This is a genomic window from Corynebacterium gottingense, from assembly GCF_002285125.1.
GTDB lineage: Bacteria > Actinomycetota > Actinomycetes > Mycobacteriales > Mycobacteriaceae > Corynebacterium > Corynebacterium gottingense.
Genome location: NZ_NSGN01000001.1, coordinates 188156 through 204874 on the forward strand (window position 1 = coordinate 188156; position 16719 = coordinate 204874).

Below are 16719 nucleotides of genomic sequence, written 5' to 3' on the forward strand. Positions count from 1 at the left end.
GGTACGGAGTGAATTCTGGCAGCGGGAACTATTGCTGCCCACCAGATGACGATGGTATTGCATCCTGCGGCATGATGCGCCACCGGTCCATGTTCCAGCCGATTCCCGCCAAACCGGTGTACGGCACGACGTTGCCCACACCGCGGTTCACGGCGAACGTGCGGGGCTGCGCGGCCAGCGGCACCGAAGGCAACTGCTCCCACAGCGCGTGCTCCTGGGCGCGCAGGTTGCCCACCTGGTTGCCCTGGTTCGCTGCCGCCGGGTACTCCTTCATCGGGTCGACCGGGCGCAGCAGCGCGTCGACCTCGCCGTCGGTGACAAACTGCATACCCTGTTCGTCGGTGGCAAGGTGTGGCAGATCCGCCAGCGTCTTGCCCTCCCCCGTCACGTCCACGATGCTCACGCCGGCGGGCTCGCAACTGCGGCGCATTGCCTCGACCATCGCGGCCTGGCGGGCATTCGGGTACGGGTACGCCACGCGCACTTCCATCCCGCTCAAAACGCTCGCTTCGTCGATATTGACGTCCATGAACGGCGCCGCCACGTCCTCCACGCGGGAGGTGAGCGGATCGTCTTGCTGCAGCACGTGGACCGGGGCGGGCGGAACCTGCACGCCGGCGTGCTCGCTCGAAACGACCGCCACGCCGCGAGGGTCAAGGCACCGCGACAGCGCTTGCCGGTTCTCCGGAATGGCCCAAACCCCGGTCTCAGGGAACGTGAGCATCTCGGAGAGCTGCCCGACCACTGTAGAGATGTCTACCTGGTTATCTTCGGCGTTCACGTCAAACCACGCCGGGTTCGGGTCGTCCAGGTCCGCGACCTTCAGCCCGCCGCCGCGGTACAGCTCGCCGCTGTCCGCGGTGCCCGGCCAGATGACGAGGTGATCGATCGCCGGCCGGTCACCGTAATAGTGCTCGTTGGCAACCAGGTTCACTTCGCCCTGGGTGCCGAAACTCTCAATCACGTACGGGCCAAAAGAAACCTGAAGTTCCGGATCGAATTGCGCAAAGTCGAACCCGTGGTGCCAGATCTGCGCAATCGGGGCGAGCTGTGCGGGATCCTCGGATTGCAGCGCAGCGTTGAGCTCCTCGACGCTCTTCCCCGCTTTCCGCGCTACAGCGTGCGCGGGCAGCACGGTGCCGGCGCCGAAGAGGTCCTGCCACCGGTCCCCGCGGCCCTCCTTGAACACCACGGTGAAGGTCTTACTGCCCGGGGAGCAGTCGAGGGACTCTGTGTCGTCGAAAAGCGGAAGGTGCGACCCGAAGATCTCAGGGTGCTGTCCCGCCGTAAACGCGAGCAGGTAGTCGGTGCACGTCACCGGCGTTCCGTCGGAGAAGACGGCGTTGTCCGAGATGGTGTAGGTTACGCGGCGCTGCGGGCCTGGGAGGGGCTGCGCACTGATCAGGTCCGTGTTCGGGATCATCTCCCCGCCCGGCCCCGGCACGAACACGCCCGGGTACAGACGGCCAGACAGGCGGTGCGCCTGCGTGGACGTGCCTTCGAGGCTGCCGGCGTTGCTGGTGAGGAGCGGACCGGACACCTGGTATCCGAAATGCTGCTCGTCGAGCTTCCCGTTCAGGTCCTCATCACCGCCGCTACACGCCGTGAGCGTCCCCGCCAACAGGCAAGCTGCGCTCAGCGACGCCACCGCGCCTCGGCCCACCTGATGTCCGCGCCGTGTTCCGTCTGTTTTTCGGTGTGTTCTCCCGTGCTGTGGCACTGCGTGACTCTCCTTCTGTCTAGCGCCCCGGCCTCCAGGTCGCAGCCCCGCCCGGCGTGTCGCCGAACGAGTCCGCCCCGGTCCCCTTGCCAGCGGCGTCAGCTTCGCCGGAGGTGCGCTGGGAAATGGAGCCGACGGTGCGCTTCCCATGCTCCGCCACAGTGCCCTCAAGGCCCTCAGCGCCCTCAGCACCTTCACCGTGCTCGGCGGTGTCACCGTTGCGGAACGCCTGCACCGCCGCGTTGTGGTCGCGGAACTTCTTCCGGCGCTCAATGAAGGTCACCAGCAGCGAGGTCGCCAGGAACAGCGACGAGAACACGCCTTCAACCACACCGATGAGCTGGATGAGCGCAAGATCGCGCAGGGTGCCCACGCCGAGCATCCACACGGCCACGACCATCAGCGCGATGATCGGCAGCGCGGAAATCACGGTGGTGGAGATGGAACGCATCACGGTCTGGTTGATCGCCAGGTTCGCTTGCTCCGCGTAGGTGGACCTGCGCGAATCCAGGATGCCCGAGGTGTTCTCCTTGACCTTGTCAAACACGATCACCGTGTCGTAAAGCGAGAAGGTGAGCACCGTGAGCAGGCCGATGATCATCGCCGGCGTGACCTCGAGACCGAACAGTGCGTAGAAGCCCATGATCAGGATGGCGTCGACCACGAGCGCGGCGAGCGCGGCGACCGCCATCTCGCGCTGCAGGCGCACGGCCACGTACACGGCCGCGGCGATAACGAACACGAGCATCGCCAGCAGCATGCGCTTGGTAATGGTGTCGCCCCACGACTCGGAGACGGTGGAGTCACCGATCGCATTGGCGGTGACCTCGCCCTTCTCGTCCTTCGGCTGGTACTGCTCAAAGATCGCCTGGCGAGCCTGGTCGATCTGCTCCTGGCTCAGGTGCTCGGAATTGATCTCCAGGGTGCGCGCGTCGCCGGCGCCGACGATCTGCGTCAGCTCAGGGGTGACCCCGGTAGCGTCAACAAACGTGTCCTCGACTTCCTCGGCGACGAGGTCGCCAGCGGGCATGGACATCTTCGTGCCGCCCTCAAAGTCGATACCCAGGTTGAACCCACGTGCCAGCATCGCCACGACGGCGACGACCAGCAGGCCGAGGGTGATGGAGTACCAGAGCTTCCGGCGTCCGACGAAGTCGATGGCGCCGTCCTCGGTGTGCAGCCGCTCGCGCCGGTCCATCTGAGCCGCGGGCGCAGTGTTCGCAATAGAACTCGTCATGGTTACTTCTCCTCAGAGTCGTCGCGAGTGGGGGCCAGTTGCTTATCGACGCTTCCCCCGCCGACCTCCACCACCGTCGACCCAGTCGATTCGGCGGCCTTGGTCCGAGCTGTGTCAGTGTCCTTGTCTGTGTCAGTGTCCTTCTTCCTGTTCGCAGTGGCAAACGCCTTGGACATACCGCTGACGGACGGCCTGCCCCAGAACTTACTGCGGGACGCCAGGATGAGCAGCGGCGCGGTGACCAGGAAGGTGACGAGGAGGTCGAACACCGTGGTCAGACCCATGGTGAACGCGAAGCCCTTCACGTCGCCCACAGCCAGGAAGTAGATGATCACCGCGCCGATGAGCGTGACCATGTTGCCGGTCACCACGGTCTCCTTCGCGCGGTCCCAGCCGGACGCTGTGGCGGAGCGGAACGTCTTGCCCTTGCGGACCTCATCCTTGATGCGCTCGTAGATCACCACGAAGGAGTCGGCCGTCGTACCGATACCGATGATCAGACCGGCGATGCCGGACAGGTCCAGCGAGTAGCCGATCCAGCGACCGAGCAGCACCAGGGACCCGTAGACCAGGACGCCGGAGACCGCCAGGGTGGCCAGCGAAATCAAGCCGTACAGGCGGTAGTACGCGAACACGAACAGGGCGACCAGTGCCAAGCCAACCAGGCCGGCGTACAGGCCCGCCTTGAGCGAGGCCAGGCCGAGTGACGGCGGGACGGTCAGCGCGGTGCCGCCCGGCTCGCCGTTTTCACCGGCAAAGGACAGCGGCAGCGCACCGTAGCGGAGGTTGTTGGCCAGCCCCTCGGCCTCTTCCTGCGTGAAGTCGCCGGTGATGGCGGTGGCGGAGCCGACCGGGGTCGCGCCCTGGATCTGCGGTGCGGAGATGACCTGGGAGTCCAGGGTGATGGCGATCTGCTTGCCAATCATCTCGCTGGTCAGTGCAGCCCAGGTGGAAGAGCCATTGACGTCGCCGTTCTGGCTAAACGCAAAGCTGATCTCCATCTGCGAGCTCTGCGGGTTGTAGCCGCCGGTAATCGGGCGGGCGGTGTCGATCTGCTCGCCGGTCAGGCGCGGACCGTCTTCCTCGGTCACGCCCTCCAGCAGCGGTACCTCGCCGAGGAGCAGCGGCTGGCGCGTCGAGGAATCGCAGGCGACCAGGGGGCGATCCTCTGCGTCGGTACCCGCGAGCGGGTCGACTTCCTGGGTGGCGCACTTCTGCGACAGGAGGATGAAGGACGCGAACTGCTTCGTCGGGTCGTCGGACTGGCGGGACTCGCGGAGCATCTCCGTCACCTCGGAGCGGCGGTCGGCCGCTTCAACCGGCCCCTCGGGCTCGGGCAGCGGATCGGCTTCGATCTTCGGCGTATTCGGGTTCGGCTGGCCGTCCTGGCCGCCCATCGACTGGTCGAGGAGCCCTTGCGCCTCTTCCTTCGTCATCACGCCGTACTTGACCCACTCGTTTGCCATGTCCAACACTGCCGGGCCAATTGCGGCGGCATCCGGGGAGGGCATCTCCTCCACCGGGCGGAACAGCAGCTGGGAGGTCTGGCCGATGTTGCGGACCTCGGAGGTGTCGTCGCCGGCGGCGGTGATGACGATCGTGTTGCCGTCCACCACGACGGTCGCGCCGGAGACGCCCATGCCGTTGACGCGGTTCTCCAGGATACGGCGGGCGTCGTTAAGCTGCTCGCGCGTTGGCTCCTCACCCTGCGGAACGAGGGTGACTCGGGTACCGCCCTGCAGGTCAATGCCGAGCTTCGGCGATGCCGACTTGTCGCCGGTAAAGAAGACTAATGCGTACACGCCGATGACGATGAGCAAAAACAGCGCCAGGGCTTTGCCTGGCCACGTACGTTTTGATCTCAATTCGCCGGAACGCCGAGTGTTTGAGGACACTGAGCTGACTCCTCTGTTGTTCTTTGATCTTTGCTGCCCAGGGCACCCGAGACGGGTGTCCGGCACTTGCACAACGGATTATGCTACGGCATTGGGGCAAAAAATTGGTGCCCGACCCCTCCCCCGGCATCCGGGAGGCGTCGGGCTGGGTGCCAGGTGCGCTGGCTACTCGGTGTCGGCCGGCACGTCTGCCTGGGTGGAACCCTGCGGATCCACGCGCTTCATCACGCCCGCGGTTTCCATCGTGGCCACGACGTTCGGGGCCAGCTCCACCCGCAGCGTCTCGCCGTTGTTCTCCACCACGGTGCAGTGGAAACCGGCGACGTTGATAATCCGGTCGCCGGGAGCAATCGAGCGTTGCATCTCCTGCATCTGGCGTTGACGCTTCTTCTGGCTGCGCATCATCAGCAGCGACGGGAGCAAGAAGATGGCCAGGACGATGAGGATGTAAACAATTTCCATGCGCCCATTGTTTCATAGGCCGCAGGTGTGCCTACGAGAGGTTGAGCTGGCCCGGCGCTTCCGGAGGCGGCGTGATGCCCAGGTGCTGCCAAGCCGCCGCCGTGGCGACGCGGCCGCGGCCCGTCCGCGCCATCAACCCAGCGCGCACGAGGTATGGCTCGCAGACCTCCTCGACGGTCGATGGCTCCTCGCCGACCGCGATGGCCAAGGTGTTCACGCCCACCGGCCCACCGCCGTGTCCACGGATGAGCGAGTCCAGCACGGCACGGTCGAGGCGGTCAAGGCCACGCTCGTCCACGTCAAACACCGCCAGCGCCGCCTGCGCGGCCGCGAGGTCCACGTGGCCGTCGCCGTTCACATCGGCCCAGTCCCGCACGCGCCGCAGGAGGCGGTTGGCAATACGCGGCGTGCCGCGCGAGCGCGAGGCAATCTCCACCGCCGCGTCCTCGTCGATGCTCACTCCCAAAATGGAGGCCGCGCGGGTGACCACCTTGGTCAGGTCCTCGGCGTCGTAGAACTCCATTTGCGCGGTAAACCCGAAGCGGTCGCGCAGCGGTCCGGTGAGCATTCCGGCGCGAGTCGTCGCGCCGACGAGGGTAAACGGCGGGATCTCCAGGGGGATCGACGTGGCGCCGGGGCCCTTGCCGACGATCACGTCAATCCGGAAATCCTCCATCGCCATATAGAGCATCTCCTCGGCCGGGCGGGCGATCCGGTGGATCTCATCAATGAAGAGGACGTCGCCCTCCATGAGGTTGGACAGCATCGCCGCCAGGTCGCCCGCGCGCTCCAGTGCCGGGCCTGAGGTCATGCGCAGGGAGGTCCCCAGTTCCTGCGCGATGATCATGGCCATCGTCGTCTTCCCCAGGCCCGGCGGGCCGGACAGCAGAATGTGGTCCGGGGTGACGTCCCTGCTGCGTGCCCCAGCGAGGACCAGGCCCAGCTGCTCACGGACCTTCGGTTGGCCGATGAACTCGCTGATGGATTTCGGGCGCAACGACTTTTCGGCGTCACGCTCTTCGGGTTGCGAAGTGGCGTCGATAAGCGAATTGCCCGGGCGCGCCATGCCGTCCGGGAGGGAAAATTCAGTCTTTTCTACATCCGACATTTGGGCCTCACTTCTTGCCCAGCTGGGTCAGGGCGGCGCGCAGGAGCGCGGAGCTGGCCGCGTCCGGCTGCTCTGCCGCGATCGCGTCGACGACCGGGCGGGCGCTGCGCTCCGGGAAGCCGAGTCCGACGAGCGCCTCGACGACCTGCTCCATGGCGAACGAGGTTGTGGCGGCGGGGGCGCGTGCCTCCTGCTCGGGAGCAGCCAGGGTGGCAACCTTGTCCTTGAGCTCGAGCACGATGCGGTCCGCCATCTTCTTGCCCACACCGGGAATCGTTTGGATGCGCTTGGCGTTTTGCTCCGCGATGTGGGTGGCCAACTCAGCGGGGCTAAAGACGGAAAGCGCGGCGAGCGCCAGCTTGGGCCCCAGGCCCGTGACGCTTTGCATGCGGTGGAACATCTCGCGCGCATCGTCGTCAGCGAAGCCATAGAGCGTCACGCCGTCGTCTTTGACCACCATGGAGGTGAGCACGCGGCGCTGCTCACCACGGGTCAGCGCGGCCAGCGTGGGTGGGCTTGCCAAGAAGCGGTAGCCGACGCCGGCGCACTCGATGACCGCGTGGTCCAACCCGATCGAGATGACCTCGCCGTTGAGGGAATCAATCATGTCTTCTCCTTTGTCCTTGTGCGCTGCGCCTGGGCCAGCCGCTCAGCGTGCGCGCTCCGTGCGAGCAGCGGGGCCCGCCAGCAGTGGCACACCGCGATGGCCAGCGCGTCCGCCGCGTCCGCGGGCTTCGGCGGCTCCGAAAGCCCAAGGATACGGGTAATCATTACCGTCATTTGCTTTTTGTCCGCGCGTCCGTTGCCGGAAATGGCCTTCTTCACCTCGGACGGGGTGTACATATGCACCGCGATGCCACGCTCGGCCGCCGCGAGGACGAGGACACCGACAGCGTGGGCGGTGTGCATGACGGTGGAGACGTTGCCGCGCTCAAAAATACGTTCCATGGCGATCACGTCTGGGCGGTACTCGTCCATCCATTCCGAGACCGCGCGCGACAGGCGCAGCAGGCGCTCGGAGAGGTCCGCGTCGGACGGGGTGCGCACCACTCCTACCGAGATGGGAAAGATCTGGCGACCTCGCCCGGCCTGCACCACGGAAAGGCCGCACCGGGTCAGGCCTGGGTCAATCCCCATGACGCGGAGCCCCTCGAGCTGCATTCCAACCTCCCACGAGCAATGAACCATCTAACACAAATGTTCTACCACAGGGCGTCGATAAGCGCGAAAGCCCCGCCGGGCACCCGTACGAGTCGGGCGCGCGGCGGGGCTGCGCTGCGGAGGCTAGTCGTCCAGCTGGGCGGCGACCTCGTCGGAGATGTTCATGTTGGTGTACACGTTCTGCACGTCGTCCGAATCCTCGAGCGCATCGATGAGGTTGAGCGTCTTCTTCGCGGCGGCGACGTCGGCGTCGACCTCGATGTCTGCGCGGAAGTCCTGATCCGCGCCCTCGACCTCGATGCCCTCAGCCTTGAGCGCGTCGCGCACGGCCTGCGTATCGGAGGGTTCGCAGACGACCTCGAACTCCTCGCCCAGGTCGTTGACTTCCTCGGCGCCAGCGTCGAGCACAGCCATGAGCACGTCGTCCTCGGTCAGCTCGCCCTTCTTCATAGTGACGATGCCGGTGCGCTTGAACATGTAAGCAACGGAGCCGGAATCGCCCATGTTGCCGCCGTTCTTGGTCATCGCGGTACGGACCTCAGTAGCCGCGCGGTTGCGGTTGTCGGTCAAGCACTCGATGAGCAGCGCGATGCCGTTCGGGCCGTAGCCCTCGTACATCACAGACTCCCAGTTCGCGCCGCCAGCTTCCTCGCCGGAGCCGCGCTTGCGGGCGCGCTCGATGTTGTCGCCCGGCACCGAGGCCTTCTTGGCCTTCTTGATCATGTCATCGAGCGTTGGGTTGCCTGCAGGATCGCCGCCGCCCGTACGAGCGGCCACCTCGATGTCCTTGATCAACTTCGCCCACAGCTTGGAACGCTTCGCGTCGTTCGCAGCCTTCTTGTGCTTGGTAGTAGCCCACTTTGAGTGGCCCGACATCTGGCACCCCTTTTTCGTCGCGAGTAGATGAACTTGGCTAAGTATACGTGTCCCCCGCTCACCCCGTTCCGGGGGCCTGCTTGGGGCGCTACATTGGTTCCGGGCGAGGATCCCGCTCGGGCACGGCGTGGGCGCCCTCGCGAAGGTTGCGCGTCAGCCCCTCCTGCACCACCACGGCGACCAGGCGCCCCTGCTGGTCGAAGATGCGGCCGTGGGTCAAAGCCCGGCCGGCGTGCGCAGACGGCGAGATTTGGTCGTAGAGCAGCCACTCGTCGGCCCGGAACGGACGCAGGAACCACACCGCGTGGTCCAGCGAGGCCAGCTGGACTTGGTGGCCGGGGTGCGCGGCGAGTGCCGAGTGCAGCAGCGTCATGTCTGACATATAGGTCAGCGTGCACGCGTGGAACGTGTCCTCGTCCGGCAACCTCCTCGTCGATCGGAACCACACCACCTGTTGGCTCGTGGTGTATTGGTTCGGCGAGTACATCTCCGGCGGCACCACGCGGATGTCCCACTCGTTGAGGTCGTGGCGCGACCCTGGCCCAAGGTTGGGCGCTTTCGTCTCGGCGGGCAGCTCGTCCGGCGCGGGAACCGCGCGCATCTCGTCGGAGTGCTCCGGGCCTTCATCGCCGGCGCGGTGGAAGCTGGCTTGCATGGAGAAGAGCACTTCCCCGCCCTGGAGTGCCTCGACGGTGCGGGTGGCAAAACTGCGGCCGTCGCGCGGGCGGCCGACGCGATACTCGGTTTCCGCGTTCGCGTCCCCGGGGCGCAGGAAGTATCCGTGCAGCGAGTGGACCTTTTTACCCTCCACTGTGCGCGTGGCGGCCACGAGCGCTTGACCAGCGACGTGTCCTCCAAACGTGCGGACGAAATGGTCCGAGTGCATTGCCGCACCGCGGAAGGTGTCTGGCTCGTTTCCGTCACATCGCTCAAGATCCAGGATGCGCTGGATGTAGGTCGGGGACTCCGAAAGGTTCGAAAGTGTAGCGCTCATGTGACACGACCTTACGCATTTCGCGCGGGGGCGGGGCCCTCCAGCTCGGTCATCGTTGCGTATTCCGGCAGTGCCGCGGTACCGCCGAGGTGCAGCGCGCGCACAAGTGGACGCAGCCGCAACGCCCGCGTGTCTGACACCGCCTCGTTGTAAAAACGCAGCGCGAGGAAGACGCGGGTCTCCGCGTCACGGAGGGAGTGTGCAACCTCCGGTGCGCTCCCCGCGCTCTCGTGCTCCTGCACGCGCGTGAGCGCCGCGGACAGTGCGTCCTCCCGCCGGAGACGGTGCGCAATGTCTCGTGGGTCCAGCCGCGCTTCCTCCGTTACCCGCGCCTGATCGCGCAGCGCGGGCAGTGTCGCCGCGACGACAGCGCACCGCCGGTCGAGCGCCGCCTGCAACGCGTCACGGGAGCGGTCCACCCTCATGTGCAACCGGTCAAGCCGCTGCGCCGTGAAGTACGCCCAGGCAAGGAACGCGGTGACCGCCACCGCAGCGCACACTGCTAGCCAGGTCATCGCACCGACACCTTCTCTGCCGCCCCGGGCCCGACCGGCGCCACCGTCTCGTAGACCGCCATGATCCGATCGGCCACGGTAGCCCAGTCGTACTCGCGGGCTCGCTGCATGCCGCGAGCAACCAACTGCCTGCGCAGCTGCGGGTTTGTAACGAGCGCGCGAAGGCAGTCTGCGAGCGCGTCCTCGTCGCCGACGGGAAACAGCACCCCGGCGGGCTGCGCAGTATCAGCGCCGCACACGCGCGCGAATGCCTCCAAGTCACTCGCCACCACGGCGCAGCCGGCGGCCATTGCCTCCACCAGCACGATGCCGAAGGACTCCCCGCCCGTGTTTGGCGCGACGAAAATGTCCGCACGCCCGAGGATCGCCGCCTTTTCCGCGTCGCTCACCGCGCCGACGAACCGCACCCCCGGCACCGGCCGGTGGTGCCCCGCACCCATCACCGTCACCCGTACCGGAAGACCAAGCTTTTCCACACCACCCAAAAAGGTCCCCAACCCCTTCCTCGGTTCATCCAGCCTGCCCAGAAACACGATTTCCACCGCGTCCGTGTGGGCGTTGGCCTTCCACCTGTCCGCCGATTCTCGCGCTCCACGGAACAGCGCCGTATCCACCCCGTTCGGGATGACAATCGGGTCCGTCCCCACTTGCTCCACCTGCCAGCGCCTCGCAAGCTCGCTCACCGCGATCCCGCCGCGGATCTTCTCCAAATTTCCGCGCAGCATGGGCAGCGCGAACCGGAGCGCGTAGGAGCTCCGGGCGGACGCGTGGTAGGTCGCAACAATTGGCCCCCGCGCCAGTCGGGTCGCCACCATGGAGTAGCTGGGAGAGTTCGGTTCGTGCACGTGCAGGACGTCGAAGTTGCCGTTCCGCAGGAATTCTCGGGTCACTCGGCTCACCTGCGGCCCGAAGGCGATGCGCGCCACCGAACCGTTGTAGCGCAGGGGTACCGCAAGCCCGCCGCGCCTCACCCATGTTGGCAGTGGAGTGCTCGCCGACGCCGGCCCCAGCACCCGCACGTCGTGCCCGCGGGCGCGGAAGACGCGCGCGAGATCGAGCACGTGCGACTGCACCCCGCCGGGCTTGTCAAAGGAATACGGGCAAACCATGCCAATGCGCACTTACGCCTCCCCGCCCTGTGCAATAGGCTCCCGCCGCGGGTGTGCCTGCTTGCGCCACGCCGCATCCGCGGGCCAAATGGGCTGCAGCGCATGCCAATCCCGTGGGTGCTGAGCGATGTTCGCGGCGAATACGTCCGCGACCCGCTGCGCGGTGACCGCGAGCCCCTCCTGGCCGGCGCCCGGCGTCGCCTCCGGCACCTCAATACCGGTGACGCTGAACCCCCATCGCGGCAGCGTCAGGTCTCGCTCGAACCACGAGTGGGCGACACACAGCGCTGCCCCCGTCTCCTGAGCGAGCTTCGCCGGCCCCGCAGGGATGGTGGTTTCCTCGCCGAAAAAGTCAACTGCGATCCCCTTCCCGGTAAGGTCGCGCTCGCCCATGAGGCAGACGATCCCGTTCCCGCGGAGGACCTCTTTCAGCCGTGCAAATGGAGGGCGCTGCCCGCCGGTGAGCGGGAGGACCTCAAAGCCGAGCTGCTCCCGAAAGTCCACGAACGCATCAAACAAGGCCTCCGGCTTGACCCGTTCAGCGACAGTCGTGAATCCCCCGTAGCGCTGCGCTAACCACATGCCGGCCATGTCCCAGTTCCCGGCGTGGGGCAGGGTGAGGATCAAGCCGTGGCCCTTGTCCAGAGAAGCGTCGATAAGCGCCCGCCCCTGCACGCCTGCATCGAGCTCGGCGAGCAGCCCGGGCTGTCCGGCGAGCTGCGGCAAGCGGAACGCCCCGTGCCAATAGCGCGCGTAGGAACGCATCGCATCGCGTACGAGCTCGCGCGTCACGCGCTCGGGGCCGACGACGCGGGTGAGGTTGCGGCGGAGCATCTCCGGCCCCGCCCCGTTGCCGGACGCCCAATCGGCGCCCCGCGCGAACACCCGGCCAGTGACGGATTCGGGCAGCCGTCCCACGAGCTTCCAACCGGCGAGGTACCCCGCCGTCACCGGGTCGAGTACTGCCATCTACGCCCCCGCGGGTGGTGCCAGCTTGCCGTCGGACTTGGGGTCGCGCGCCGCGTACAGCAGGCGCTGGCCCACCGTGAATACGGAGCCGACGAGGAGGACCCACAGCGACACCTCGATGGCGTGGTGCACGCCGAAGCCCTCGAGGAAAAGCCCCGCCAGGGCGATGATGAGCCGTTCGGGGCGCTCGATGAGCCCACCGACGATGCGCAGCCCGCCGGCCTCTCCGCGCGCCTTGACGTAACTAATCACCTGCGAGAGCACCAGCACGGCAAGGCAGACGGCCACATTGTACGGCTGCGCGTTGTCCACGTAGATGAGCCACATGGCGATGGCGGCGAAGAGCGCACCGTCCGTGATGCGGTCGCAGCTGGCGTCCAGCGTCGCCCCGAACGCAGTGCCCCCGCCGCGCAGTCGCGCCATCGTGCCGTCGACCATGTCGAACGCGGCGAAGAAGATAGACAGCAACGCAGCCCAAACGAGGTGGCCGGTGGGGATGAGCACAACGGAGGCGAGCACGGTCGCCGCGGTGCCCACAAGAGTAGTGACGTTTGGGGTCATCCCGACCTTGAGCAGCGCCTTGGCAACCGGTTTGACCACCACGGCAGCGGGTTTACGCCCGTGGACGCTCAGCATCGTCGCCTCCTTCCGGCGCCTCGGCGGAGTCGGTGTCGCGCTCGAGCGCCACCCAGGCGTCCGCGAGGACTGCGCGCGTCTCGCGCAGCAGCTGCGGCAGCACCTTCGTCCCGCCGATCACAGTCATAAAGTTCGAGTCTCCCGCCCACCGCGGAACCACGTGCAGGTGCAGGTGATCGCTCACCGATCCGCCCGCCGCCTTGCCCAAGTTCAGGCCCACGTTGATGGACTCCGGGTTGGACACAGACTTGAGCGTGCGGATGGCGCGCTTGGCAAACACCATGAGCTCCGCAGTTTCCGCGTCGGTCAGCGCCTCAAGCGCCGCAACCTTGCGGTACGGCACCACCATCAGGTGGCCCGCGTTATAGGGGTAGAGGTTGAGCAGCGCGTAGACGGTTTCACCACGTGCGATGATCAGCCCGTCCTCGTCGCTCCCCTTCGGGATCTCCACGAAGGGGTCCGCGCTGCGCTCCGGCATCGCTGCAATGTAGTTGGACCGGTACGGGGCCCAAAGTCGCTGCAGCCGGTCCGCGTCGCCGGCTCCCGAGTCCACGTAGTCGCGCGGGCTCGAGCTTGCCGACGCCACGTCGTCCCTACCCTCGGCGCGCTGCAATGGCTTCCTCGCTCGGCTGCGCATTGAGCTTCTCAGCAACCCAGTTGGTAATCAGCTCGACGGCCTCGTCCACCGGCACGCCGTTGACCTGGGTGCCGTCCAGGAAGCGGAAGCTGACCGCGCCGGCCTCCACGTCCCGTGCGCCAGCGAGCAGCATGAAGGGCACCTTTCCGGTGGTGTGGGTGCGGATCTTCTTCTGCATGCGGTCGTCGGAGTGGTCGACCTCAGCCCGGATCCCGGACTCGCGCAGCTTGCTCACGATGCCCTCGAGGTGGTCCGCAAACTCGTCGGCCACGGGAATGCCCACCACCTGGTGCGGTGCGAGCCAGGCGGGGAACGCACCGGCGTAGTGCTCGAGCAGCACGCCGAAGAAGCGCTCGATGGAGCCGAAGAGCGCGCGGTGGATCATCACCGGGCGGGTCTTAGCGCCGTCCGGGCCCGTGTACTCCAGGTTGAAGCGCTCCGGCAGGTTGAAGTCCAGCTGCACGGTGGACATCTGCCAGGTGCGGCCGATGGCGTCGCGCGCCTGCACGGAGATCTTCGGGCCGTAGAAGGCCGCGCCCGCCGGGTCCGGGACGAGCTCCAGGCCAGACTTCTCCGCCACGGAGCGCAGGATGTTGGTGGAGCGATCCCAGATGTCGTCGTCGCCGATGTACTTCTCCGGGTCCTTGGTGGACAACTCCAGGTAGAAGTCATCAAGGCCGTAGTCCTTGAGCAGCGAGATAATGAACTCCAGGACGCTGGTCAGCTCCTCTTCCAGCTGGTCCTCGGTGCAGTAGATGTGGGCGTCATCCTGCGTGAAGCCGCGCGCACGGGTCAGGCCGTGGACCACGCCGGACTTCTCGTAGCGGTAGACGGTGCCGAACTCGAACAGGCGCAGCGGCAGCTCGCGGTAGGAACGGCCGCGGGAGTCGAAGATCAGGTTGTGCATCGGGCAGTTCATCGGCTTGACGTAGTAGTCAACGGCCTGCTTGGTCACATTGCCATCCTCGTCGACTTCGCCGTCGAGCTGCATCGGCGGGAACATGCCGTCCGCATACCAGTCCAGGTGGCCCGACTTCTTGAACAAGTCGCCCTTGGTCACGTGCGGGGTGTTTACAAAGGAGTAACCGGCCTTCAGGTGGCGCTGGCGCGAGTGCTCTTCCATCACCATGCGGACGATGCCGCCGTCCGGGTGGAACACCGGCAGGCCGGAGCCGACCTCGTCGGGGAAGGAGAACAGGTCCATCTCGTTGCCCAGGCGGCGGTGATCACGTTTCTCCGCCTCCTCCAGCATGGTCATGTACTCGGCGAGCTTCTCCTTGGACTCCCAGGCGGTACCGTAGACACGCTGCAGGCCAGCGTTCTTCTGGTCGCCGCGCCAGTACGCCGCAGACGAGCGGGTGAGCGCGAAGGCCGGGATGTACTTGGTGGTGGGCACGTGCGGGCCGCGGCAGAGGTCAAACCACTCGACGTCGCCCGTGCGCGGGTTGACGTTGTCGTAGTGCGTCAGCTCGCCCGCCCCGACCTCGGTCGCCTCGTCCGAATCCGGGTCAACGTTGCCCTTGTCCTGGATCAGCTCGAGCTTGTAGGGCTCGTTCGCGAGCTTTTCCGACGCCACGTCAGTGGACTCGTACACCCCGCGGACAAACTTCTGGCCCTGCTTGATGATCTTCTTCATCCGCTTTTCCAGCTTCTTCAGGTCCTCCGGCGTAAAGGGCTCGGCAAGGTCGAAGTCGTAGTAGAAGCCGTCGTTGATCGCCGGACCGATGCCCAGCTTGGTGCCCGGAAACTCCGCCTGCACGGCCTGCGCGAGTACGTGCGCGCACGAGTGGCGGATGACAGAGCGGCCGAGCTCCGTGTTGGCAGGGACCGGCGTGAAAGTGGCGGTTTCGGACGGAACGTGCGAGAGGTCCTTGAGCTCCCCCGCCTCGTCCTGGACAACAACGATGGCGTTGTCGCCCTTGTTGGGCAGGTCTAGCTCGCGCATTGCGGCACCGACCGGGGTCCCAGCGGGGACCTCGAAGGGGGCGAACTCTACCTGTACATTCTCATCGGCCTCATCGGCTACGTCGGTTACATCGGTGGCCATTGGCGCTCCTTTGCGCGTCAAAGGGGTCCGCCATACCTGGACGCACCCCACGTGTTCGTTCCGTCCTGCGCCGGGCACAGCGGGCCCGGCACATCGTTGGTAATACTACCCCGCCGGGGTTGGTTGGACTGGGTGGGTGGGGTGCGAGTGGGCGTCGATAAGCAAACTAGTCCTGGAGCAGGCCCTGGCCCCAGTACTCGCCCGCCGCCGTGCCGCGCGGGATGTAATAGACGGCAGAGCCGATGTGGGTGATCCACTCGTTGAGGCGGTCCGCCTCATCGAGGTGAGTGAGCAGCGGGGTGAAGCTCGCGTCCGGGTCCTGCTGGTAGGCCATGAAGATAAGGCCGACGTTGGAAAGCTCGGTCGCACCCGGCTCCGGCGGCAGGCAGTAATTGTATGGGCGGCGCAGAATCTTGGCGCCGGTGGCGCGGGCGCGGGCCATGTGCGAGTTCGGGTCGATCACCGGCAGCCCGTAGGCGTCTCGGGCCTGAAGGTCGGGCTCGGTGAACTCGTCGCCGCCGGTCAACGGAGCACCAGTGGCTAAAGTGCGGCCGACGACCTCTTCGCGAGAGCGGCGGTCCAGCAGCTCCCAGGTGTCAAGGTGCATCGCAATCCTGCGCACCACCAGCGAGGTCCCACCCGCCAGCGGGCCTTCGTTGATCCACACCTGCTGCGCGAAATCCTCGTCGGTGCGCGGGTTCACGGTGCCGTCGACCTGGCCGAAGAGGTTGCGCGGGGTCTCGCCTTCCGGCGTTGCCCCGTGCGCGTTGACAAACCCTTGCTGCACCCAGGCGGTACGCACGTAGTCTACGCCGGCGCGCGTCATGTGCCGCATAGCCCACGCGCCCATCACCGGGTCGTCGCAGCAGATCTGGAGCACCAGATCAGTCTGCCCCCACTGTGGGTCGAGCTGATCGCGAGACAGCGCGGGGATGCCGTGAAGCCATGCGGGCGCGACATGCGGCGCCGCGACCTGGAAGATCCGCGGACCAAACCCGCAGGTGATGGTGAGGTTCGCCGGCCACGTGGTGAGCTCCGGCTCGAGGCTTCCCAGCGGGTTTTGCCCCGCGGTCAGCCGCCGCGCGTCCTCCGTCCACAGGCGCATGAGCCGCACGATTGCCTTTGCGTCCACGCCTTGGTTCAAGCGGAAACCGATGAGGTTCAGGCTCGCCTGCGCGGGCTGTTGCACGCCTGCCTGGTGCGCGCCGTCGAAGGCAATGGAGGCGCTGCGCAGCGGGGGCTCCTGCGGCGCGGCGCCCGGTTGTTCGGCGCAGGAGGAGAGCATGCCTATCGACGCCACACCGACCCCTCCCGCACCAGCCACCAACAACCCGCGCCGCGAAACCTCCATCG

At 66.5% G+C, this 16719-nt stretch carries 16 protein-coding genes; all 16 read right to left on the minus strand.

Features of this window, described 5'->3' with window-relative positions:
• Positions 1–28 precede the first annotated feature (28 nt).
• The 16 genes from CKJ82_RS00885 to CKJ82_RS00960 all read right to left on the minus strand — a co-directional run bounded on the left by CKJ82_RS00885 (position 29) and on the right by CKJ82_RS00960 (position 16717).
• Entirely contained in the window at positions 29–1663 is a 1635-nt protein-coding gene (locus CKJ82_RS00885; protein WP_240510631.1) for an ABC transporter substrate-binding protein, read from the minus strand.
• A gap of 76 nt (positions 1664–1739) precedes the next feature.
• Positions 1740–2957 (minus strand): protein translocase subunit SecF, encoded by a 1218-nt coding sequence (gene secF / locus CKJ82_RS00890; RefSeq protein WP_095536661.1) that lies wholly within the window; start codon positions 2955–2957, stop codon positions 1740–1742.
• A 2-nt stretch (positions 2958–2959) separates the two neighbouring features.
• Entirely contained in the window at positions 2960–4852 is a 1893-nt protein-coding gene (gene secD / locus CKJ82_RS00895) for a protein translocase subunit SecD (protein ID WP_233125451.1), read from the minus strand.
• A 165-nt stretch (positions 4853–5017) separates the two neighbouring features.
• Entirely contained in the window at positions 5018–5314 is a 297-nt protein-coding gene (gene yajC / locus CKJ82_RS00900) for a preprotein translocase subunit YajC (protein ID WP_095536663.1), read from the minus strand.
• Between the two features lie 31 nt (positions 5315–5345).
• Complete coding sequence (gene ruvB / locus CKJ82_RS00905) at positions 5346–6422, minus strand: Holliday junction branch migration DNA helicase RuvB (protein WP_095536664.1); 1077 nt, start codon at positions 6420–6422, stop codon at positions 5346–5348.
• Positions 6423–6429: 7 nt separating this feature from the next.
• Positions 6430–7029: a Holliday junction branch migration protein RuvA gene (gene ruvA / locus CKJ82_RS00910; protein ID WP_095536665.1), complete on the minus strand. Its 600-nt coding sequence runs from the start codon at positions 7027–7029 to the stop codon at positions 6430–6432.
• Positions 7026–7583: a crossover junction endodeoxyribonuclease RuvC gene (gene ruvC, locus CKJ82_RS00915; protein WP_095536666.1), complete on the minus strand. Its 558-nt coding sequence runs from the start codon at positions 7581–7583 to the stop codon at positions 7026–7028. Before ruvC ends, ruvA begins: the two co-directional genes overlap by 4 nt.
• Before the next feature lie 123 nt (positions 7584–7706).
• A complete protein-coding gene (locus tag CKJ82_RS00920; RefSeq protein WP_095276283.1) occupies positions 7707–8459 on the minus strand; it encodes a YebC/PmpR family DNA-binding transcriptional regulator in 753 nt (250 codons plus the stop codon).
• A gap of 88 nt (positions 8460–8547) precedes the next feature.
• The gene (locus tag CKJ82_RS00925) at positions 8548–9453 is read right to left on the minus strand and encodes an acyl-CoA thioesterase (protein ID WP_095536667.1); all 906 of its coding nucleotides are present in this window, start codon (positions 9451–9453) and stop codon (positions 8548–8550) included.
• 11 nt (positions 9454–9464) lie between these two features.
• A complete protein-coding gene (locus CKJ82_RS00930; RefSeq protein WP_095536668.1) occupies positions 9465–9968 on the minus strand; it encodes a hypothetical protein in 504 nt (167 codons plus the stop codon).
• A complete protein-coding gene (locus CKJ82_RS11885) occupies positions 9965–11077 on the minus strand; it encodes a glycosyltransferase family 4 protein (protein WP_276291360.1) in 1113 nt (370 codons plus the stop codon). Before CKJ82_RS11885 ends, CKJ82_RS00930 begins: the two co-directional genes overlap by 4 nt.
• A 12-nt stretch (positions 11078–11089) precedes the next feature.
• A complete protein-coding gene (locus tag CKJ82_RS11890; RefSeq protein ID WP_095276274.1) occupies positions 11090–12046 on the minus strand; it encodes a phosphatidylinositol mannoside acyltransferase in 957 nt (318 codons plus the stop codon).
• Positions 12047–12682: a phosphatidylinositol phosphate synthase gene (gene pgsA, locus CKJ82_RS00945; protein WP_095276271.1), complete on the minus strand. Its 636-nt coding sequence runs from the start codon at positions 12680–12682 to the stop codon at positions 12047–12049. It abuts the gene before it with no gap.
• A complete protein-coding gene (locus tag CKJ82_RS00950) occupies positions 12660–13295 on the minus strand; it encodes an ATP adenylyltransferase (RefSeq protein ID WP_240510632.1) in 636 nt (211 codons plus the stop codon). Before CKJ82_RS00950 ends, pgsA begins: the two co-directional genes overlap by 23 nt.
• Positions 13276–15366 (minus strand): threonine--tRNA ligase, encoded by a 2091-nt coding sequence (gene thrS / locus CKJ82_RS00955; RefSeq protein WP_095536670.1) that lies wholly within the window; start codon positions 15364–15366, stop codon positions 13276–13278. The genes CKJ82_RS00950 and thrS overlap by 20 nt, the downstream gene beginning before the upstream one ends.
• Positions 15367–15532: 166 nt before the next feature.
• Positions 15533–16717 carry a Dyp-type peroxidase gene (locus CKJ82_RS00960; RefSeq protein ID WP_095536671.1) on the minus strand — a complete coding sequence of 395 codons (1185 nt, stop codon included), beginning with the start codon at positions 16715–16717 and terminating at the stop codon, positions 15533–15535.
• Positions 16718–16719: the final 2 nt, after the last annotated feature.